The sequence below is a fragment of the Bombella apis genome (assembly GCF_018221685.1).
Classification (GTDB): Bacteria; Pseudomonadota; Alphaproteobacteria; order Acetobacterales; family Acetobacteraceae; genus Bombella; species Bombella apis.
On the sequence record NZ_JAGJTM010000005.1, the window covers coordinates 198,327 to 215,902 of the forward strand.

Annotated in this window: 16 protein-coding genes; 8 read left to right on the forward strand and 8 right to left on the reverse strand. The window is 61.0% G+C overall.

The window, feature by feature from the left end:
• Nucleotides 1-289: 289 nt before the first annotated feature.
• Complete coding sequence (locus J8Z04_RS07990; protein ID WP_192848429.1) at nt 290-2,053, reverse strand: transglycosylase SLT domain-containing protein; 1,764 nt, start codon at nt 2,051-2,053, stop codon at nt 290-292.
• A gap of 402 nt (nt 2,054-2,455) precedes the next feature.
• The gene (locus J8Z04_RS07995) at nt 2,456-3,280 is read right to left on the reverse strand and encodes a uracil-DNA glycosylase (protein WP_181005177.1); all 825 of its coding nucleotides are present in this window, start codon (nt 3,278-3,280) and stop codon (nt 2,456-2,458) included.
• 182 nt (nt 3,281-3,462) lie between these two features.
• On the opposite strand from J8Z04_RS07995, the gene J8Z04_RS08000 reads away from it, so the two are divergent.
• On the forward strand, nt 3,463-4,359 hold the full coding sequence (locus J8Z04_RS08000) for a 4-(cytidine 5'-diphospho)-2-C-methyl-D-erythritol kinase (RefSeq protein ID WP_103765232.1): 897 nt from the start codon (nt 3,463-3,465) through the stop codon (nt 4,357-4,359).
• Between the two features lie 89 nt (nt 4,360-4,448).
• Here J8Z04_RS08000 and J8Z04_RS08005 read toward each other — a convergent pair whose 3' ends face one another.
• The 3 genes from J8Z04_RS08005 to J8Z04_RS08015 all read right to left on the reverse strand — a co-directional run bounded on the left by J8Z04_RS08005 (nt 4,449) and on the right by J8Z04_RS08015 (nt 6,709).
• On the reverse strand, nt 4,449-4,946 hold the full coding sequence (locus J8Z04_RS08005) for a hypothetical protein (protein WP_081562712.1): 498 nt from the start codon (nt 4,944-4,946) through the stop codon (nt 4,449-4,451).
• A gap of 153 nt (nt 4,947-5,099) precedes the next feature.
• A complete protein-coding gene (locus tag J8Z04_RS08010; protein WP_043558267.1) occupies nt 5,100-6,371 on the reverse strand; it encodes an ammonium transporter in 1,272 nt (423 codons plus the stop codon).
• Nucleotides 6,371-6,709, reverse strand: coding sequence for a P-II family nitrogen regulator (locus J8Z04_RS08015; RefSeq protein ID WP_043558265.1), 339 nt, complete (start codon nt 6,707-6,709; stop codon nt 6,371-6,373). Before J8Z04_RS08015 ends, J8Z04_RS08010 begins: the two co-directional genes overlap by 1 nt.
• A 188-nt stretch (nt 6,710-6,897) precedes the next feature.
• Here J8Z04_RS08015 and J8Z04_RS08020 point away from each other — a divergent pair, with 188 nt between their 5' ends.
• Nucleotides 6,898-8,118 (forward strand): FAD-dependent monooxygenase, encoded by a 1,221-nt coding sequence (locus J8Z04_RS08020; protein ID WP_043558262.1) that lies wholly within the window; start codon nt 6,898-6,900, stop codon nt 8,116-8,118.
• 82 nt (nt 8,119-8,200) lie between these two features.
• Entirely contained in the window at nt 8,201-8,935 is a 735-nt protein-coding gene (cysE, locus tag J8Z04_RS08025; RefSeq protein WP_227449693.1) for a serine O-acetyltransferase, read from the forward strand.
• 253 nt (nt 8,936-9,188) lie between these two features.
• On the opposite strand, the gene J8Z04_RS08030 is transcribed toward cysE, so the two are convergent.
• On the reverse strand, nt 9,189-10,352 hold the full coding sequence (locus J8Z04_RS08030) for an aldose epimerase family protein (protein ID WP_086431281.1): 1,164 nt from the start codon (nt 10,350-10,352) through the stop codon (nt 9,189-9,191).
• A gap of 351 nt (nt 10,353-10,703) precedes the next feature.
• On the opposite strand from J8Z04_RS08030, the gene J8Z04_RS08035 reads away from it, so the two are divergent.
• The 4 genes from J8Z04_RS08035 (at nt 10,704) to tgt (ending at nt 14,498) form a co-directional block, all read left to right on the forward strand.
• A complete protein-coding gene (locus J8Z04_RS08035) occupies nt 10,704-11,501 on the forward strand; it encodes an MlaA family lipoprotein (protein ID WP_086442084.1) in 798 nt (265 codons plus the stop codon).
• A gap of 47 nt (nt 11,502-11,548) precedes the next feature.
• Nucleotides 11,549-12,154 (forward strand): MlaC/ttg2D family ABC transporter substrate-binding protein, encoded by a 606-nt coding sequence (locus J8Z04_RS08040; protein ID WP_232086371.1) that lies wholly within the window; start codon nt 11,549-11,551, stop codon nt 12,152-12,154.
• A gap of 89 nt (nt 12,155-12,243) precedes the next feature.
• Nucleotides 12,244-13,308, forward strand: coding sequence for a tRNA preQ1(34) S-adenosylmethionine ribosyltransferase-isomerase QueA (queA, locus tag J8Z04_RS08045; RefSeq protein WP_192848428.1), 1,065 nt, complete (start codon nt 12,244-12,246; stop codon nt 13,306-13,308).
• A gap of 41 nt (nt 13,309-13,349) precedes the next feature.
• The gene (gene tgt / locus J8Z04_RS08050) at nt 13,350-14,498 is read left to right on the forward strand and encodes a tRNA guanosine(34) transglycosylase Tgt (protein ID WP_192848491.1); all 1,149 of its coding nucleotides are present in this window, start codon (nt 13,350-13,352) and stop codon (nt 14,496-14,498) included.
• Nucleotides 14,499-14,507: 9 nt separating this feature from the next.
• On the opposite strand, the gene J8Z04_RS08055 is transcribed toward tgt, so the two are convergent.
• Nucleotides 14,508-15,599: a purine nucleoside permease gene (locus J8Z04_RS08055; protein ID WP_192848427.1), complete on the reverse strand. Its 1,092-nt coding sequence runs from the start codon at nt 15,597-15,599 to the stop codon at nt 14,508-14,510.
• Nucleotides 15,600-15,676: 77 nt separating this feature from the next.
• Nucleotides 15,677-17,212, reverse strand: a complete 1,536-nt coding sequence (locus J8Z04_RS08060) for an adenosine deaminase family protein (RefSeq protein ID WP_192848426.1) — start codon at nt 17,210-17,212, stop codon at nt 15,677-15,679.
• A gap of 78 nt (nt 17,213-17,290) precedes the next feature.
• On the opposite strand from J8Z04_RS08060, the gene J8Z04_RS08065 reads away from it, so the two are divergent.
• Nucleotides 17,291-17,545, forward strand: coding sequence for a ribbon-helix-helix domain-containing protein (locus J8Z04_RS08065; protein ID WP_043558252.1), 255 nt, complete (start codon nt 17,291-17,293; stop codon nt 17,543-17,545).
• The last annotated feature ends 31 nt before the right edge of the window (nt 17,546-17,576 follow it).

The following is a 17,576-nucleotide window of genomic DNA, read 5'->3' on the forward strand; positions in this document are numbered from 1 at the left end:
CGGATAATTCCCCCTGAGAGACACGGCATCATATTATCATCGCTCGCTTTCCACTCTCATCGAGGAAAGCATGCATCGCCTTTTTTAGGGAAAGACGTCTCACCGGGCAAGCGGGCCACCCATGCACATCTCAGTCATCATCATCTCGCCTACGGCAAGTCCATTTTACGAAAAAGGGCAGTTTCCGGTGGGTTTTTAAAGAAAAACCCAGCTGGAGCCTCATGCTGCCATGCATGAAACTCCAGTCTGGGCTTTGTGAAACGAACCCCTCGGCATGCCGGATCAGAGCTCAGCTGGGCGAGTCACGCCCCTGCTCCTCCTCACGGAAGCTCGGCCACTGGCCATCAGCCAGAGAAACGAGAGACGGCGTGGCCACATGGAGACGGCGGCCATATACCCAGTCATTGGTCAGAACATTGCGTACATACTGGCGCGTTTCCGGGCTGGGCAGGCACTCTATGAACATCAGCGGGTCCTGAAGACCCTTCTGGCCGCTTTCCCATCGGAGAATGGCCTGCGGTCCCGCATTGTAGGAGGCCAGAACTTTCAGCAGCGACGCCCCATCACTCTGTTCCCCCTGGGCAAGGCTGTGGGCCAGATAAAGCATATAGAGCTGCCCGACCTCCAGATTATAGCCCGGCTCCCGCAGGCGGCGCTGCATTTCCTGATTGAAATCATCACTGGAAGCCGCTGCAACCGTCTGAGGCAGGTGGTACTGCTCACTTACGAAGCTGGCCGTCGTCGGCCTCACCTGCATCATCCCGTACGCCCCGGCAGCCGATGATGCCGTGGCGTCAAAATTGGATTCCATCCGGGCCACCGCATAAACGAGCGCCGACGACAGGCGGAAACCATGATGGGGCCGCAGGTCGGGCAATGGCCCCAGAGCATCCTTGAACTCTTTATGATCCAGTTTTGCCAGCGCCTGCTCCATCTGGTCAGCCAGAGCACGCATCCCGGCCTTTCTGACGACGAGCTGGAGCGAATGTGCCCGAACAGGGTCAGCCAGCGCATCCTGCCACATCTGGCGGGCCAGCATCTCGGCACGCCCCTGCTCACCGAGCTGGATCAGGGCGAAAAGATGCTCCCCCTCTCCCATGGAGGCCACGACATTAATGTCCACCTCACTCAGGGATGCCTGCTTCGCACCAGCCCGCCCGATCGTGGAAAGGGCGCCGGAAACGGCAGCGGCCTGTGATTTCTCGGAATGCAGCAGGCGCCCGGCCAGCAGGCCATAGAAACTCTCACTCTGCACGGATGTCCGGCGCAGCCATGTACGATACAGGGCTGTCTTGCCGTGCCGCTCCGCCACACGTCCGGCCCAGAAAGACGCCGCAGCCTGCACGTCACCATCTGTCTGCTCGGCATTGGCCGCCGTTTCGAACAGGCTGTAGGCCGCATCAAGCTGGCCCTCCCGCCAGGCAGCCAGACCAGCTGCAAAAGCAGGAAGCCCAACCCGGTACTGCCCTTTCTCCAGTCCGGCAGAACCAACACGCAGCGCTGTCCGTGTATCACCCTGGCTCAGAGCCTGCATGGCAATCTCGCCATACAGCTGGGCAGCATAAGCCGGAGACATCCCCGGTGTGACACGCAGCTGGGCCAGTGCCCTGCGGACACCTTCCTCCCCGGAGGAGGCCTTGTCCATGAGGTCCCGCTCCAGAAAACCATTGCGGACCAGTGTCTGGGAAAAGGGCGTCGCCCGGTCGGACTGCTGGATATCCGCAACATTCCGGTACCCGGCAGACGGGGCAGCAGCAGACACCCCCCGACGCAGCTCTTCCTGCTTCTGCCTGAGCAGCGGGGCATCAGGAAGAGCCGGATAACGACGGAGCCAGCTGTCCAGCTCGGACTCGGAAGGAGTGAAATATATACTCAGGTACCGCTCGGCCAGATAATCCGGCAGCAGGAGCTGTCCCGCCGTGCCATCCGTCCCCGAGCCATGGGTCAATTCCCCGAGACGGGCCGCATCACCTGAGCGGACTGCCGCAAAAAGCGCCCTGTAGTGTCCGGCCACCGTGGCCGGCAAAGGATGAGGCAGGGAAACCCCCGCCATGGAAGAAGGTGGTGCATCGTGGCCCTCACCGTCTGAATACTCCGGCACGTGGGACGGAAAAGAAAGAGCCTGCCCCTGCGCCGGAAAAACAGTGTTTCCCGCCAGAATGGCAGCACCGAGAACGGCACCACGCCACACTGCGGGAGACCCACATGGCAATATCCATCGCATAATGCCGAGGGACGTAACCCGCTTTTATTTTTCTGGCAACCCTTGACGTCAAGCCAGACAATTCCAGTGTGCCTTTCATAGTAACGGCTCCCTAGCCAGGAATCCAGAATATTCTTCTGATTTTACACGCTGTTAGCTTTTTTTCTGTATCTGGTCAGCGACAGAATTAAGAAATTATGAAATTCACTCCCATTCCGGCCCTCAGCCTCCTGCATCAACACCTGTTCCCGACTACGAATCGGCAGCCTGCGCTGCTTCCTGTGAGAGAGTCGCATCCAGCAGGAGCATGTCAGCCCACAGCGCCTTCCGTCGTCCCGCCGTTTCCCCCAGCTGGGCCGGGTGCCAGAGAGGTAACAGAGGCACACCCCCCTCCAGCCCCGGCACATGAGCCTCATGCCAGCGCCCCCGCAACTGACTCAGCCGGGAGGTATTCTGTAAGAGCATGGCAGCAGGCGTACTGCCCATCGTCACAATCCGGCGAGGTCGTGCCAGTGCCACTGCCCTGTGCAGAATGGGCAGGCAGGCTTCCACATCACGCTGTGAGGCACGCTGCCCTCCCGGCGGGCGCCAGGGGATGGCCGGCGCCATGGAAAGCTGGGACCGCTTCAACCCTATGGAGGCCAATATCCTGTCCAACAGGGCCCCCATGGGACCAGCGAAAAGAGTTCCATGCCGGTCCTCATCCTCATTTGGCACATCCCCCACCAGCAGAAATGGGGCTCCCTCCACGATGACAGGTGCCAGATGATGCTTGGCCGTCCGCATCAGGCCAACGCCCGGCAGCTGCTGGCTGGCCTTCAGCAGGGCGGCAACATCCCGGGCCGCAGCGATATCAGCCAACACCTCGTCCCGCCCCCTGACAACACGACGGGACGCGGAAGGTTTCTCCACTGGAGCAGCAGCCTTCTGGCGGGCCCGCACACGATCCGGCAGAACAGGGCTCTCACCCCAGACATCCCACGGCATGTCCTCCATGACAGCATCCACACCCCATTCCTGATGCAGACGGAGGGCAGCAAGAGCATCCTGAGCAGAGCAGGCCGGGAAAGATGCCATGATGAGCGAGATCTCTTCTCTACAGTTCCACGGGATGAAGGGGCGGCTGCACCCCCTCATGGTCTTTGAGCTTTCAATTTGTTACATAGCCTCATCGGAAATGAACACCCCTCCCCCGGACATGGTGCCAGAGCAGATCAGTCTCCCGCCTTGCCCGGCCTCTTCTGCAAGGATGCCCTGCCATGGCGCTGCATCAGGATATGGCTCACGCCAAGATCAATCTGTTCCTCCACGTCACCGGGCGCCGTGAAGACGGATACCACCTGCTGGACAGTCTGGCTGTCTTTGCTGGAGCGGGTGACCATCTCCACCTCTCCACCGGACCACAGGGTCAGGCAGACAGCCTCACGCTACAGGGTCCTTTCGCAAAAGGACTGGAAGCGGATGAAAACAACCTTGTCCTGAAGGCCGCCCGGGCCCTGCGCCAGACCCGGGGGGAGGAAGCAGCCAGACAGCCCGCCGCTGCCCTCACGCTGGAAAAACGGCTACCGGTGGCATCCGGCATTGGCGGGGGCTCTGCCGATGCCGCCTGCGCCCTGCGCCTGCTGACCCGTCACTGGAGCCTCCCAATGGAAGCGGCCGCCCATGTCGCCCCAACACTGGGGGCGGATGTCCCAGTCTGTCTGGCACAAAAAGCCACACGCATGGAAGGGATTGGTGACATCCTGACAGCAGCCCCGCCCCTGCCAGAGATGGGGATGCTTCTGGTCAATCCGGGGGTCGGTGTCTCCACCCCGAGCATTTTCCGACGTCTGGCAGAAACAGGCGGCATCACCCCCCGCCCGCCACTTGCCTTCCCGGAAGCAGGCTGGCCCACGCTGGACGCTCTCATCGCCTTTCTGGCGCAGACGGAAAACGACCTCCAACCCCATGCCATCGCTCAGGCGCCCGTCATTGCGACCGTACTGGAAACTCTGGCAACCCTACCGCAGGTGCGGTTCCATCGCATGAGTGGGTCAGGAGCGACCTGTTTCGCCCTGTTCGAGACAGCTGACCAAGCCATCAGGGCCGCAGACCATCTGATGGACAGGGACATAGCCCAGGCATGGTGGCACTGGGCAGGACCGGTCCTGCCCTGAACCCACCGGCATTCAGAATGCCCTGCAACAGAAAAGGCCCGCTGCGGAAGAGCGGGCCTTTTTCCATATCAGGAACAACCAGAACCAGCTTACTGTGCTGCACTCTTCAGCCGGGTGTTGCATTCGGAGTAATAACCGCCACCCTTCTGGATCCATTTCAGGCTGCCATTACGCCCGCTGCTTTTATTGGCATTATACTGTGCCAGGCAGGTCTTCATACGCGCCTTGCCCGGTGAGAGAGACGCAAACTCCGGCGAAACACGAGCCGGGAACAGGACATTCCCGCTGGCAACCGGAGCAGCTGCAGCTGGCGCAGCCGGCTTGCCTGTCTCAGCCGGGGCAGAAGCGACCGGCGTGGAGGCAGCAGGAGACTGGGACTGAGCCGCCGCAGCGCTGCCCGTGCAATGGTCCAGCTTGAAATCGGCATACTTCTGACCATTCAGCGTACCGGCCTTCTTCGCATCGCTGAAAGCCTGACGACAGGCCGCCGCAGACATCTTGCCCGCTGGAGACGGAGCAGCCAGAGCGCCCTGAACACCCAGTACGGAACAGGCCACCATGGGCAGGCACAGACGCAACAGTTTCATAGTCTCACCCCTTTTTCATCGTTCGTGATAGCGCAGCCACAGGGGCAGAACGCCACAGTCAGCCGGGCGGATAGCCCGGCCTCACCGTACTGCCTACCAGCCTTATAGGGCTGCCCTGCCTCCGGCAAGAGACAAAACAGCCCTGCCAGTGCCTCAGTTCAGTCGCTCGCCATGCTGGGTCAGGTCCAGACCCATCTGCTCTTCCTCGGCAGAGACACGCATACCGATCAGCCTGTCCACAACCCAGAAAATGAGGGCCGTCAGCACGACAGACCAGACAATCGTGACACCGACAGCCTCAGCCTGCCGGAGAAGCTGGCTCCATCCGCCGCTCACACCGGCAGGACTGGCTGCCGTCGCTGAAAGCGGCCCATAAGCAAACACACCTGTCAGAAGGGCTCCGACAATGCCACCAACACCATGCACACCAAAGGCATCCAGACTGTCATCATAGCCCAGCCTGTTCTTCAGCACGGCAGCGCTGTAGAAGCAGACGCCACCGGCTATCAGCCCGATGGCCAGAGCCCCACCGGGCAGCACATAGCCAGCAGCCGGGGTCACAGCCACAAGGCCCGCCACCGCACCGGAGATGATGCCCAGCGCCGTCGGCTTGCCATGCCGCCACCATTCCACCACCATCCAGCCAACACCACCACCAGCAGCGGCGATCTGCGTTGTCAGCATGGCCATGCCGGCACGGCCATTCGCACCGAGTGCCGACCCGGCATTGAAGCCGAACCAGCCCACCCAGAGCAGGGAAGCCCCGATGATGGCATAGGCCAGATTGTGCGGGGACATATCATCCCGCTTCAGCCCATACCGACGGCCGATCATGATGGCACAGACAAGACCAGCCACCCCGGAATTGATATGCACGACCGTTCCACCCGCAAAATCCACGGCACCAAGACCAGCCACCCAGCCCAGCGGACTCCAGACCCAATGGGCAATGGGAGAATAGACCAGCAGGGACCAGAGGATCGTGAACACGCAAAGTGCCGCAAAGCGGATTCGCCCGGCAAAAGCGCCTGTCAGCAGGGCTGGCGTGATGATGGCGAAGGTCATCTGATACATCAGATAGACACTTTCCGGGATGGTCATGGGGGTTTCAGCCGAAGTCCCGGCGCCCAGCGTGAAGGCTCCGTCCGCACCCTGATGGATATGCTCTGCCACCCCCCCCAGGAAGAAACGGGACAGATCACCAATCCAGGGTGTGCCCGTCGTGAAGGCCAGACTGTAGCCCAGCACCATCCAGACAATGCTGACAATACAGCATATGCCAAAAGACTGGATCATGGTGGACAACACGTTTTTGCGCCGCACCATCCCGGCATAGAAAAGAGCCAGACCAGGAATGGTCATCAACAGGACCAGCGCCGTGCTGACCAGCATCCAGGCGGTATCACCCGTATCAATCGCACGCATCACAGAGCTCCCTCGCCGGTTTCCCCAGTACGGATGCGCACCATCTGTTCCACATTGGTAACCATGATCTTCCCATCACCGATGCGGCCTGTCCGGGCCGTCTCCGTGATGGCCTGGATGATGTCTGGCACACGCTCATCCGCCACGACTGTCTCCACCCTGATCTTGGCAATGAAGCTGACCGTATATTCCGCCCCACGGTAAATTTCCGTCTGGCCTTTCTGGCGCCCAAAGCCCCGTACCTCCGTCACTGTCAGGCCATGCACGCCAAGCTCGGCAAGAGCCTCCCGCACATCGTCCAGTTTGAACGGTTTGATGATCGCCGTTACAAGTTTCATCCCTTGCGGCCCTCTCCCATGGCTCTTCTGCTGCATGAAGACAAAATCGTGCCACCTTCATAACGATTTCTGCAAGACTTTCTTTTCCGCAAGGATAGGGCTAGACACGATAGACCTGCTCCTTTGACGGAAAGTACCGCCATGACGGGAGCATCCTGCCATTCACCGGGCCGGAAGGAACATCTGCCATGGGCACGGATTACGACCTCTGCATAAATGGTGGTGGCCCCATCGGGGCGACACTGGCCTGCCTGCTTGCGCAGAAAGGGCTGCGCATCCTCCTTCTGGAGCGGGCTCCCCTCTCTCCCACCCCGGCGCAGAATCCCGATGGCCGGGCGTATGCCCTTGCTGAAGGCGTCCGCCCCCTGCTGGAAGAAGCGGGAATCTGGCAGGCCCTGCCCCTGTCTCCCCAACCCATCACCACCATCCATGTCACCGATAGTCAGGGGCGCATTCCCTCGGCATCCCGCAGCAGCATTGCAGACGGGCTGAGCCTTACCGGTGATGATGCCCCAGAAGGCCGCCCCTTCGGCTGGATGGTGGAAGCCCACAACCTTCTGGCAGCCATCGCCCGTACCCTGATGGCCCAGCCTGGGCTGGATGTCCGGGCACCAGCAACGGGCCGCTTCACCTTCTCGCCCGACAGCGCCCGGATCACCCTGGATACGGGGGACACCGTTACGGCCTCCCTTGTCATTGCCGCAGACGGGCGACGCTCCCTCCTCCGCGAGCAGGCCGGCATCGGGCTGACCCGCATTCCCTATCACAAGGTTGCCCTGGTCAGCGTTCTGGCCCATGAGAAACCCCATCACGGCAGTGCTCTGGAAAACTTCCTGCCGCAGGGGCCTTTCGCCCGGCTCCCTCTTCCTGCCACCGAAGCCCACCCTCACCGCTCCGCCATCGTCTGGACAGACCGGCCCGAGCGCATCGACCATTTCACCCGGCTTGATGCCCGCAGCTTTGCCCGGCTGGTTCAGGACCGTCTCTGTGGGGAAGACCTTGGTGCGCTGGAGCAGGCGGGCACCCACTGGACGTACCCTCTGGCATCGCAATATGCCCATCGCTATTGCGCCACACGGCTGCTTCTGGCCGGGGATGCAGCGCACGGGCTGCACCCCGTGGCGGGTCAGGGCATGAATCTCGGCTTCCGTGATGTCCGCACCCTGAATGACCTTCTGGGAGACGCCCATGCGCAGGGACAGGATCTAGGAGACCCTGCACTGCTGCGACGCTATCAGCGTCTCAGCCGTCCGGGCAATCTCGCCATGCTGGCAGGCTGCGACATGATGGAGCGGCTCTTCAGCACCGACATGCCCCTCATCCGTCATGCTCGCCATGCGGGACTCATGGCCCTGAAGCGCCTGCCATCCCTGCGTCATGGTTTTGTCCAACGTGCCATGGGGCTATAAGAAAACAGCTATGGCCACTTTTCTCGACAGGTTTCCACACTCCTCATCAGAGCCCGGATTTCTGGAAGAATTCTGGACCACCATGCGGGCGCAGGCCTGCGGCTGTTCCGATGCTCTGATCCAGGGGCTTTTTGCAGTGAATATCTGCAACCATGCGGATTTTGCCTCTGCCCTGACATCACTGATCAGCGCCAAGCTGACAGACCGGGCCATGTCGGAAGCCGCCCTGATGCACCTTGTCGCCTCCACGCTGGAGGCCAGTCCCGACATCGTCCGGGCTGCAGCATCGGATATCGTGGCGACCTTCCAGCGGGACCCCGCCTGCCCGGACCTTGCTACGCCGTTCCTGTTCTTCAAGGGGTTTCATGCCCTGCAATCCTACCGTATTGCCCATCATCTCTGGCTGGCTGGCCGCAGACCACTGGCCTATCACTTCCAGAGCCGTGTGAACGAGAAATTCGGTATAGACATCCACCCTGCCGCCCGCATCGGCCAGCGCATCACAATCGATCACGGCACAGGTATCGTCATCGGGGAAACCACCATCATTGAGGATGACGTCTCCCTCTTTCAGGGGGTCACGCTCGGGGGAACCGGCAAAAACAGCGGGCAGCGCCATCCTGTCATCCGGCAGGGCTGCATGATTGGCGCTGGTGCCAAAATACTGGGCCATCTGGAAATCGGTGCCCATGCCCGTGTCGGAGCCGCTTCTGTCGTGCTGGGCAATGTCCCGCCCCGTTCCACCGCCGTGGGCAACCCCGCCCGTATCGTCCGTTTTGGCGACATGGACCAGGACTTCACGAATTATCAGATATGACCGGCACGCCCCGACTTATCCCCAGTTCAGGGGACAGGTTGGGGCATCATCCTGTGTGCCGGGACGGGAAGAATGTGGATGGAATCAGGCGACTCCTGAGAAAACCGCCCTCCTCTACTGTTGATGATCTGTTCCGGCCCTCTTTTCAGCTCACCACAAAGCCGGAATACCCACCAATGAAAAAGCCGGACCGATGCATGACTGCACCGGCCCGGCTCCTTTCCCAGGATTCAGCTCCTGAAAGCCTCAGCCCTTACTGACGGGAAAAATGGAAGCTCATCCCGTAATCATAGGTCTGACCCGGCTTCAGCTCGATGCTCGGGAAGTTCGGCATGTTCGGGCTGTTCGGGAAGAATTCAGGCTCGAAAGCCAGAGCTTCCCATTTGCCATATGGACGGCCAGACGGCCCCTGATAATTGCCATACAGATGGTTGCCGGAATAGAACTGCATCCCCGGCATGTTGGTGGCAACTTCCATCACACGGCCGGAACGGGGATCCGTCACACGGGCCACGACACGCTCCGTATTGCCCGGCTGGGATGGGCCGATGAGGACCATGCACTTGTCATAGCCACCCTGCGGAGCCATCTGCGGGTCTGCACTGCCCAGACCTTCACCCACCGTGCGTGGCTGACGGAAATCGAACGGTGTCCCCTCAACAGAGGCCAGCTCACCCGTCGGAATGGAGTGCTCGTCTGTCCTCAGGAAACGGTCGGCATAGATCTGCACCACTTCCGGAGCAATGCTCCCGGAACCCTCGCCATTGAGGTTCCAGTAGTTGTGCGTGGACAGGTTCACGACCGTCGGAGCCTTGGTCGTCGCATTGAACTTCAGGCTCAGCGTGTCGTTGCCGCTCAGACGATAGGTAACCTGCGTCTTCAGCTCACCCGGGAAGCCCTGATCACCATCGGGGCTGACCATCTTCAGCACAACATAGGCCCCCTGGGAGTCCACGCCCTTGCGAACGATCTTCCAGAGTTTGCGGTCAAAGCTCTCAGCACCGCCATGGAGGGTGTTCGGCCCCTCATTGACGCTCGTATGATACTTCTCACCTTCCAGAGTGAAGACACCACCGGAAATACGGTTGGCCACACGCCCCAGCACGGCACCGAAGTGCGGGTCGGAGTTATGGTTTTCGTACCCGGCAATGTTCGGAAAGCCCAGAACAACGTTCCCCAGGCGGCCATTGCGGTCCGGCACGTCCATCTCATGGATGATGGCGCCATAGGTCAGCACGACAACCTTCACCCCATGATCATTGGTCAGGGTGATTGCCTGCACCTTCTTGCCAGTGGAAAGACGACCCCAGTCCTTTGTCTGGACCGTTGGCGCTGCGGCAGCCATGCCAGACAGGGCCACACTGGCAACCAAAGCGCTGGCAGACAGAAGCCAGCTGCGACTCTTCAGAAAAGACATAAAATCTCTCGCACTCCACGAAATACAGGACCCGCCAGGACGACGGGCTGCGCTCCTCCCGGGAGGGGCCGGAACACGTCCCCTTCAGGGCTGGTGTCCATCAGAAAACCTAACGATGCAAAAATGCAATACTTCTTTTTCTTAACATGCCTGATATTCGAAAGGGGTAGGCAGCATGGAGCAAGTACCATATGCTTGAGTTCACTGGTCTTCATGACTTGCGCATGTGGAATCAGACGTATGTTACGGCCCGTTCCCGTTAAAGGTACGCCGCTGCCATCTCCTGGTGGATGACGTGGCAAGCCGCATAGCCGGGCCTTGAAGAAAGAAAAAAACAGGAGCGGCAGCAGCATGGCGTGCACAGGCAGCACAAAACAGCATCATCGAGGCAGACTCACTGCACTTTCCGCACTGGTCGGCTGCCTGGCCCTGCTGTCGCTCGGCGGGTGTGGTTCCCTCCACGCCAAGCCGCCGACCGACCCGGACGATCTGGCGGATTACAAGGCGGTCAACGACCCTTACGAGCCTTTCAACCGCAAGATGTTCAGCCTCAACATGTGGGTCTATCACAAGGCCCTGCGGCCGGTAGGACGGTTCTGGAAGAACAACATTCCCCAGCCCATCCGCACCTCTGTCGCCACGCTGAACGAGACATGGCGCCAACCCGCCGTCTTCTTCTCCGATGTGGGGGCAGGGCGCCCGCGGCGTGCGGGGGATTCCTTCATGCGTTTCCTGCTGAACATGACGACGGCTGGCTTCTATGACGTTGCCCAGCATCTTGGCTACAAGCAGCATGAGACAGACCCTGGCATGGTCATGGCGCTGTGGGGGGTCAAATCCGGGCCTTACATTTTCCTGCCCGGGCTTGGTCCTACCAATTTCCGTGATGCCGCAGGCTATGCCATCGGCCAGGGGCTGACACCCATCAACTACGTGCCCAGAGGGTATGGCCTCATCAGCTTCAACTGGGGCTACAACATTCTCGGCACCTTCAATACCTTTGCAGACAGTACAGACCAGCTGGACCAGCTGGAACACCAAAGTCTCGACCCTTATGCTTTCATGCGAAGTGCATGGCAGCAGCAGCGTCAGAGCCAGATCGACGCCCTCAAGGCTGATCACCGCGCCACCACCCCCGACTGGTACTGACCATTCCGTCCCCGTGAGGACAGCCTTTATTGGAAGGATCCCCAAACATGATGCTCCGTCAGCTTACACGCCGCACCATTCTGGGAGCTGCCAGCCTGTTCGCTCTCATTCCCACGCTGGCCTTCGCCACTCCCTCCAGTGATGAAGCAAAGGCGTTTGTCAATGATTTTGGCGGGAAACTGGTGGCCGTCCTGAACAGCGACACTTCGCTGGACAAAAAGCGCGAAACCCTTCTGCCCCTCCTGCGGGCCAATGTGGACGTACCAGGAATCGGCCGCTACTGCCTGGGCCGCTACTGGCGGATCGCCACGCCGGAACAGCAGAAGCTTTATCTTGAGCTGTTTCAGGACGTACTGCTGAATGCTGTCACGGCCCGCGTGGGGGAATATCAGAACATTTCCGTCCGCCTGGTGGACAGTGTGCCCTCCCCGGCAGGCCAGAAGGTGACCCTTCAGATTTCCCGTCCGCATCAGCCCCCCATCCTGATGACGGCCGTCATTGATGGCGAACCGCCCAAGGTGGTGGACCTGTATGGTGAGGGTGCCAGCATGCGCCTGACACAGCGCAGCGACTACACGACCTACCTCACCCGCCATGGCGGGCAGGTGCAGACATTGATCGACGCCCTCAAGCATCAGCTGGGTCGTCACTGATCTCTCCATTCACAACGGATCAGCAACGTGGAGGGGGCCATAAGCCCCCTTTTCGCTGACTGGCCTGTTTCTCCAACCATGTCCCCGGAATGACTGACGACCTCTCCCTCTTCGATTTCACGCTCCCTCGTGACCATATCGCCACGGAACCTGCCCGCCCCCGTGACATGGCACAGCTCCTGCATGTCGTCCCACCGGCCCTTGCAGGAACTGATGATGCAACCCTCTCCCTCCATCGCATCCGCAATCTTCCCGAACTGCTGAAGGAAGGCGACCTGCTCGTCGCCAATGATACGGAAGTCATCCGGGCAAAAATGGAGGCCCGACGGGGTGACGCAAAAATCGGCATCACGCTGGACCGCATCCTGCCGGAAGGGCAGTGGCATGCCCTCGCCCGCAATGCCCGCAAGCTCCGCCCCGGTGACCGGCTCCACTTCGAGGATGATCCCGTCACGGCGGACGTCCTGACCAATGAGGGCGATGGGGCCGTGACCCTCCGCTTCTCGGTCGAAGGCGATGAGTTCGATGACTTTCTGGAACGCCGGGCCGCCCTGGCCCTGCCGCCTTACATTGCCCGCCCCAATGGTCCGACTGAAGCCGACAACAGCGACTACCGCACCATTTTCTCCCGCTTTCGTGGGGCCGTGGCAGCACCGACAGCGGGACTGCATTTCACGAAAGAACTGCTGGAGGCCCTTGCGGCCAAAGGCATACAAAAACAGACCCTCACCCTGCATGTCGGAGCCGGGACGTTCCTGCCCGTCCGCAGCACCATTGCCGAACATAAAATGCATGCGGAATGGGGCCATATTGATGAGGAAACGGCCCGTCTCATCAACGGGACCCGTGCCAATGGCGGCCGTGTCGTCGCCGTAGGCACCACCAGCCTGCGCCTGCTGGAAAGTGCGGCGGATGAACAGGGTATCGTTCATCCATGGACAGGCGAAACCTCCATCTTCATCCGGCCGGGTTACCGCTTCCGGGCGGTGGACGCCCTGCTGACCAACTTCCACCTGCCCCGCTCCACCCTTTTCATGCTGGTCTGTGCCTTTGCCGGTACGGAGACCATGCGCCATGCCTATCATCACGCCATTGCCGAAGGGCTGCGCTTCTATTCCTACGGTGATGCCTGCCTTCTGGAACGTGCCCCATGACGACCGACTCCACCCGCCCCAACCTTACCCCATCCGACCGCATGCACTGGCAGAAAGACGCCCAGTGTGGGCGGGCCCGGGCAGGCTGGCTGCATACCCGTCATGGCAGCGTACCGACACCGACCTTCATGCCGGTCGGAACCGTCGGGACCGTCAAGGGCATCACGATGGACAATGTGCGGGCCACCGGGGCGGGCATCGTGCTGGGCAACACCTATCACCTCATGCTGCGCCCCACGGCAGAGCGGGTCCAGCGTCTCGGCGGGCTGCACCGCATGATGGACTGGCCCGGCCCCATCCTGACAGATTCCGGCGGATTCCAGGTCATGTCTCTGGGGCCGCTGCGGAAGATGGATGAGGATGGCGTCACCTTCCGTTCCCACATTGATGGCAGCTCCCACCGTCTGACGCCTGAAAACTCGACGGACATCCAGTACAAACTGGATGCCACCATCACCATGGCCTTTGATGAATGTCCGGCCCTGCCCGCCACGAAGGACGTGCTGGAAGCCTCCATGGAGCGGTCCATGCGATGGGCCGCCCGCTCCCGTGAAGCCTTCATCGCCCGCCCCGGCTATGGGCAGTTCGGCATCGTGCAGGGCGGCACGGAACAGGACCTGCGGGAACGCTCCGCCCTTGCCCTGCGGGAGATCGGCTTCGAGGGCTACGCCATCGGGGGGCTTGCCGTAGGCGAAGGGCAGGAGCTGATGTTCTCCACGCTGGATTACACGACTCCCATGCTGCCCGAGGACCAGCCCCGCTATCTGATGGGCGTCGGCACGCCAGATGACCTGCTGGGTGCCGTCATGCGGGGCTGCGACATGTTCGACTGCGTCATGCCGTCCCGTGCAGGCCGTACTGCCCGGGCCTATACGGAGCGGGGCACGCTGAATCTCCGCAATGCCCGCTTCGCCGAGGACACCCGCCCCATCTCCCCCGAAGATGACAGCCCGATGGCAGGCCGGTACAGCCGGGCCTATCTGCACCACCTCTTCCGGGCCAACGAGATGCTCGGGCCGATGCTCCTGACCCTCCACAATCTCGCCTATTATCAGCGGCTCATGCGCCAGATACGGGCCGCCATCGTGGCAGGAACGCTGGAACAGACCGCCACCCAGCTCCGCCGGAACTGGGCCAGGGGCGACTGGAGCGAGGATGAATGGCCCATGCTCCGCTACCAGCAGGGCTAGGTCGTTCCTTCAGGGCACCTGTCCTTCATAGCTCCCCCAATGGGTGGCCAGCTCCCGCACGATTGGGCTGGCCACCTGATAGGCCGCACTGGTGGAAGCATAAAGGCCCGGCAGGTTTTCCTCATGCGCTGCATTGGCCAGCATGGTGGCCGGTGCCACGCCGTTGGGCGGCATGTCGAAATTGCTGGTCGTCCGCAGGATGAGGAGGCGCCGGTCATCCACACGTCCTGCTCTGGCCTGCAACGCCAGTGCCTGACAGAGGCCAATGTCCTCCTCTGCCGTCGTGACCATCTCGCCCTGATGGTCCGTCCAGTAAGCGACCCAGCGTTCCGCCCACCGGTTCATGAGCGCTCCAAGCCAGTATGTCTCACCGGAGATCGTATCACCCATCATCACATGCGGCGGCTTCAGTGCCTCGGGGAAACCCTGATAGGCCCGGCGATGGGCCTGAAGTTTTTCATTGTCCGGCAGAGCGATATGGCGTGTCCTTTCATAAGCCCAGCGCACAAGGGAAGGTCGCAACGTATAGGCCATGTCCCCAGCGATGGAATGGAGCGGTGGCCGTGGCTGCTCATCCGGTACATGGCCCTGCAACGGCGTAAAACCATCCGGCCAATCGGACGGAATTTCACGTGAATCAATCAGATGGGCTGCCCCGCCATTCACGACATGCAGCGCCCAGGCGGCAGACCCGATGCTGCCCTTATTGGGATTCACACCGGCAATCCCTGCCAGAACGAAATAGGCACGGCGGAGGTCAAACCGGGGGTCCAGCGCCAGAGCGGTAATGGCCGCTGCCATATGGCCCGGTCCCTCACCACTGACCAGCCCAAGCACATGGTCTTGCGCATTATAGCGAAGGACACCGTGCTCCGTCCCCGGTGCAGGCAGTGTTTGTTCCAGCGGGTACTGTTCCACCCAGTGCTGGAACTCTCCCGGCATGTCGCCACTATCCTGCCCCAGCTCGAAGGTTGTCACCACCACGACGTGTACCTCCAGCGGGACAGCCTGTGCCGGACGGGCAGACCCCGCCCCCGCTGCCACCAGCCCGACCAGAAGACCAAGACCATACATCCAGCCTGTCTTCACTGCCTGTCTCATCACATGTCTTTCCTTCCCATCGTTCTCTCCGGCCTGTCTCAGGGCACGGACCGCAGCAGGGGATTCTTCATCACATCCTACCCGAAAGCCTGAAAACGGGCCTCCAGCTGCCATTGCAGCCGTGCCTTCATATTGTCCTTCAGAAACCGTTCACAGGCTGGAGCGGCGCTTCCACCCGGCACCATGCCCGAACAGGCCGGCACAGCCTGCCCCAGATGATGCCCGGCCCAGAGGCTCTGCCCCGGCATGAACCCATATTCCAGCCCCGTACGGGACAGCTGGACAAGTGTCGGATAATCCAGATGGTAGGCCAATACGGCCCGCATGTATTCCTGCGTCAGATCGCTACGGGACACACCTTCATCATCTGTCGAGAGCGCCACGGGCACACCGGCCTGCCTGTAAAGCGAAAAAGGATGCCGCCCATCCCTGATACCCAGAATCTCATCATTGCTGGTCAGATTGATCTCCACCAGAATGGAGCGCCGTGCCATCTCTTCCAGCAGAGAGGCCGGGTCATGCTCCCACAGAACATCCACACCATGGCCGATCCGCTTGGCCCCCGCCACGTCAATCGCCGCCCGGATATGATGGTCCAGATCGCCCAGCGGCACGAGAGACGGTGTCACCTCCCCCGCATGAAGGCTCAGATTCGTCCCCGGATACAGCCGGTTCAGAGTATGGAACATCTGCATGTGCAGGTCATAGTCCTGCAGGGCCACCGGGTCATCTTCCGGCGCCACGATGTTGACGCCGACCAGCCGGGTATCCTGGCGGGCACTCTCATACGCCGCCACGAGCTGTACCCAGACAAACGGTGCCGGAAATGTCCGCAGGGCGGAATACTGATAGCGCACCGTCACCCCACACCCTGCGGAAGCCTGCGCTGTGCCGCACTTCATGATGGTTCGGGCACGGGCCTCCATCTCATCAATGGCCACATGGGACAGGGCTGCCATCCGCCCTAGGGCGGGCTTCAGAACCTCATAAGCCCGACTGAAATCAGCTTCCGTCCTCAAGGGAGGCAGGGCAGCAGCCTTCATCATCTCCCCCAATGCATCAAAGGGAATGGGAGCGATCTGCAATTCCAGATACTGCACATTGTCACGGGCAGCCCGCTCGGCAGCCTCGGCCAGCATGTCCCCCTGATGCCTTGGCTCCACTGCCATGAACCGCAGAAAGGTCGCAAAGAAATGATCATGGCCGGAGCGGTCATGTTCCGTAGGAATGAAATTGCGCATGGACAACGCATTGACCATCTCATTCCAGCCGGTTTCATTCCCTGGCAGACCATCTGCCGGAACCTGCCCCTCCCCCGGCTTTGGGCAATGACTGGCCAGAATGGTCCGCTTCTTCAGCGAAACGCAGAGGCCATCCCCCGCTGCCCATTTGAGGAAACTCTCGGCATAGACCGCCCCGGAAAGATGGTTGTGCAGGTCCGCTCCCTTGGGGAAGGCCCTAAGGAACAGCTCCAGCCGGACAGGGTCGGTCTTCACCCTTTCGAACAGGGTCGCCACGGAAGGCGGGGCCGCCACCGGGTCAGCAGACACCCGACCTGTCTGGCCAGCAAGAAAGACAAAAAAGGCAAAAACAGCAGAACAAAAGAATCTCATGCCTCATGATGGCGGCCTGCGCCGGAGCTGACAAGAAAATCCCTTTCCACACACAATGCCAGCTGCCACACTTCCCCCATGCACGCTCCTCCACCACCACCACCACAGTTGCAGAAGCGCAGCCTCAGCCTGTACGGGCACAGAACCTCCATCGCTCTGGAAGCCGAATTCTGGCAGGTTCTGGAGACCATGGCCCGTGCCGAACAGCTTGCCCTGGCAGCCTTCATCGCCCGGCTGGACAGGCATCGCCCCCCGGAACAGACGCTGGCCTCCCTGCTCCGCCTCACGGCACTACGCTTTGCCCTGAACCAGGCCCCGTCAGCCCCCGTGTGACCCGTCTTGGAAAGACCGCATATTCCTGTTC

Coding starts and splice junctions, on each gene's coding strand:
- J8Z04_RS08005 (WP_081562712.1), bottom strand. CDS start 4,946: ATGAAACTGTTGCGTCTGTGCCTGCCCATGGTGGCCTGTTCCGTACTG.
- J8Z04_RS08055 (WP_192848427.1), bottom strand. CDS start 15,599: ATGAGACAGGCAGTGAAGACAGGCTGGATGTATGGTCTTGGTCTTCTG.
- J8Z04_RS07990 (WP_192848429.1), bottom strand. CDS start 2,053: ATGGCGGGGGTTTCCCTGCCTCATCCTTTGCCGGCCACGGTGGCCGGA.
- J8Z04_RS07995 (WP_181005177.1), bottom strand. CDS start 3,280: ATGGCATCTTTCCCGGCCTGCTCTGCTCAGGATGCTCTTGCTGCCCTC.
- J8Z04_RS08010 (WP_043558267.1), bottom strand. CDS start 6,371: ATGCGTGCGATTGATACGGGTGATACCGCCTGGATGCTGGTCAGCACG.
- J8Z04_RS08020 (WP_043558262.1), top strand. CDS start 6,898: ATGGGCACGGATTACGACCTCTGCATAAATGGTGGTGGCCCCATCGGG.
- J8Z04_RS08040 (WP_232086371.1), top strand. CDS start 11,549: ATGATGCTCCGTCAGCTTACACGCCGCACCATTCTGGGAGCTGCCAGC.
- queA (WP_192848428.1), top strand. CDS start 12,244: ATGACTGACGACCTCTCCCTCTTCGATTTCACGCTCCCTCGTGACCAT.
- J8Z04_RS08065 (WP_043558252.1), top strand. CDS start 17,291: ATGCACGCTCCTCCACCACCACCACCACAGTTGCAGAAGCGCAGCCTC.
- J8Z04_RS08035 (WP_086442084.1), top strand. CDS start 10,704: ATGGCGTGCACAGGCAGCACAAAACAGCATCATCGAGGCAGACTCACT.
- J8Z04_RS08000 (WP_103765232.1), top strand. CDS start 3,463: ATGGCGCTGCATCAGGATATGGCTCACGCCAAGATCAATCTGTTCCTC.
- J8Z04_RS08015 (WP_043558265.1), bottom strand. CDS start 6,709: ATGAAACTTGTAACGGCGATCATCAAACCGTTCAAACTGGACGATGTG.
- J8Z04_RS08030 (WP_086431281.1), bottom strand. CDS start 10,352: ATGTCTTTTCTGAAGAGTCGCAGCTGGCTTCTGTCTGCCAGCGCTTTG.
- cysE (WP_227449693.1), top strand. CDS start 8,201: ATGCGGGCGCAGGCCTGCGGCTGTTCCGATGCTCTGATCCAGGGGCTT.
- tgt (WP_192848491.1), top strand. CDS start 13,350: ATGCACTGGCAGAAAGACGCCCAGTGTGGGCGGGCCCGGGCAGGCTGG.
- J8Z04_RS08060 (WP_192848426.1), bottom strand. CDS start 17,212: ATGAGATTCTTTTGTTCTGCTGTTTTTGCCTTTTTTGTCTTTCTTGCT.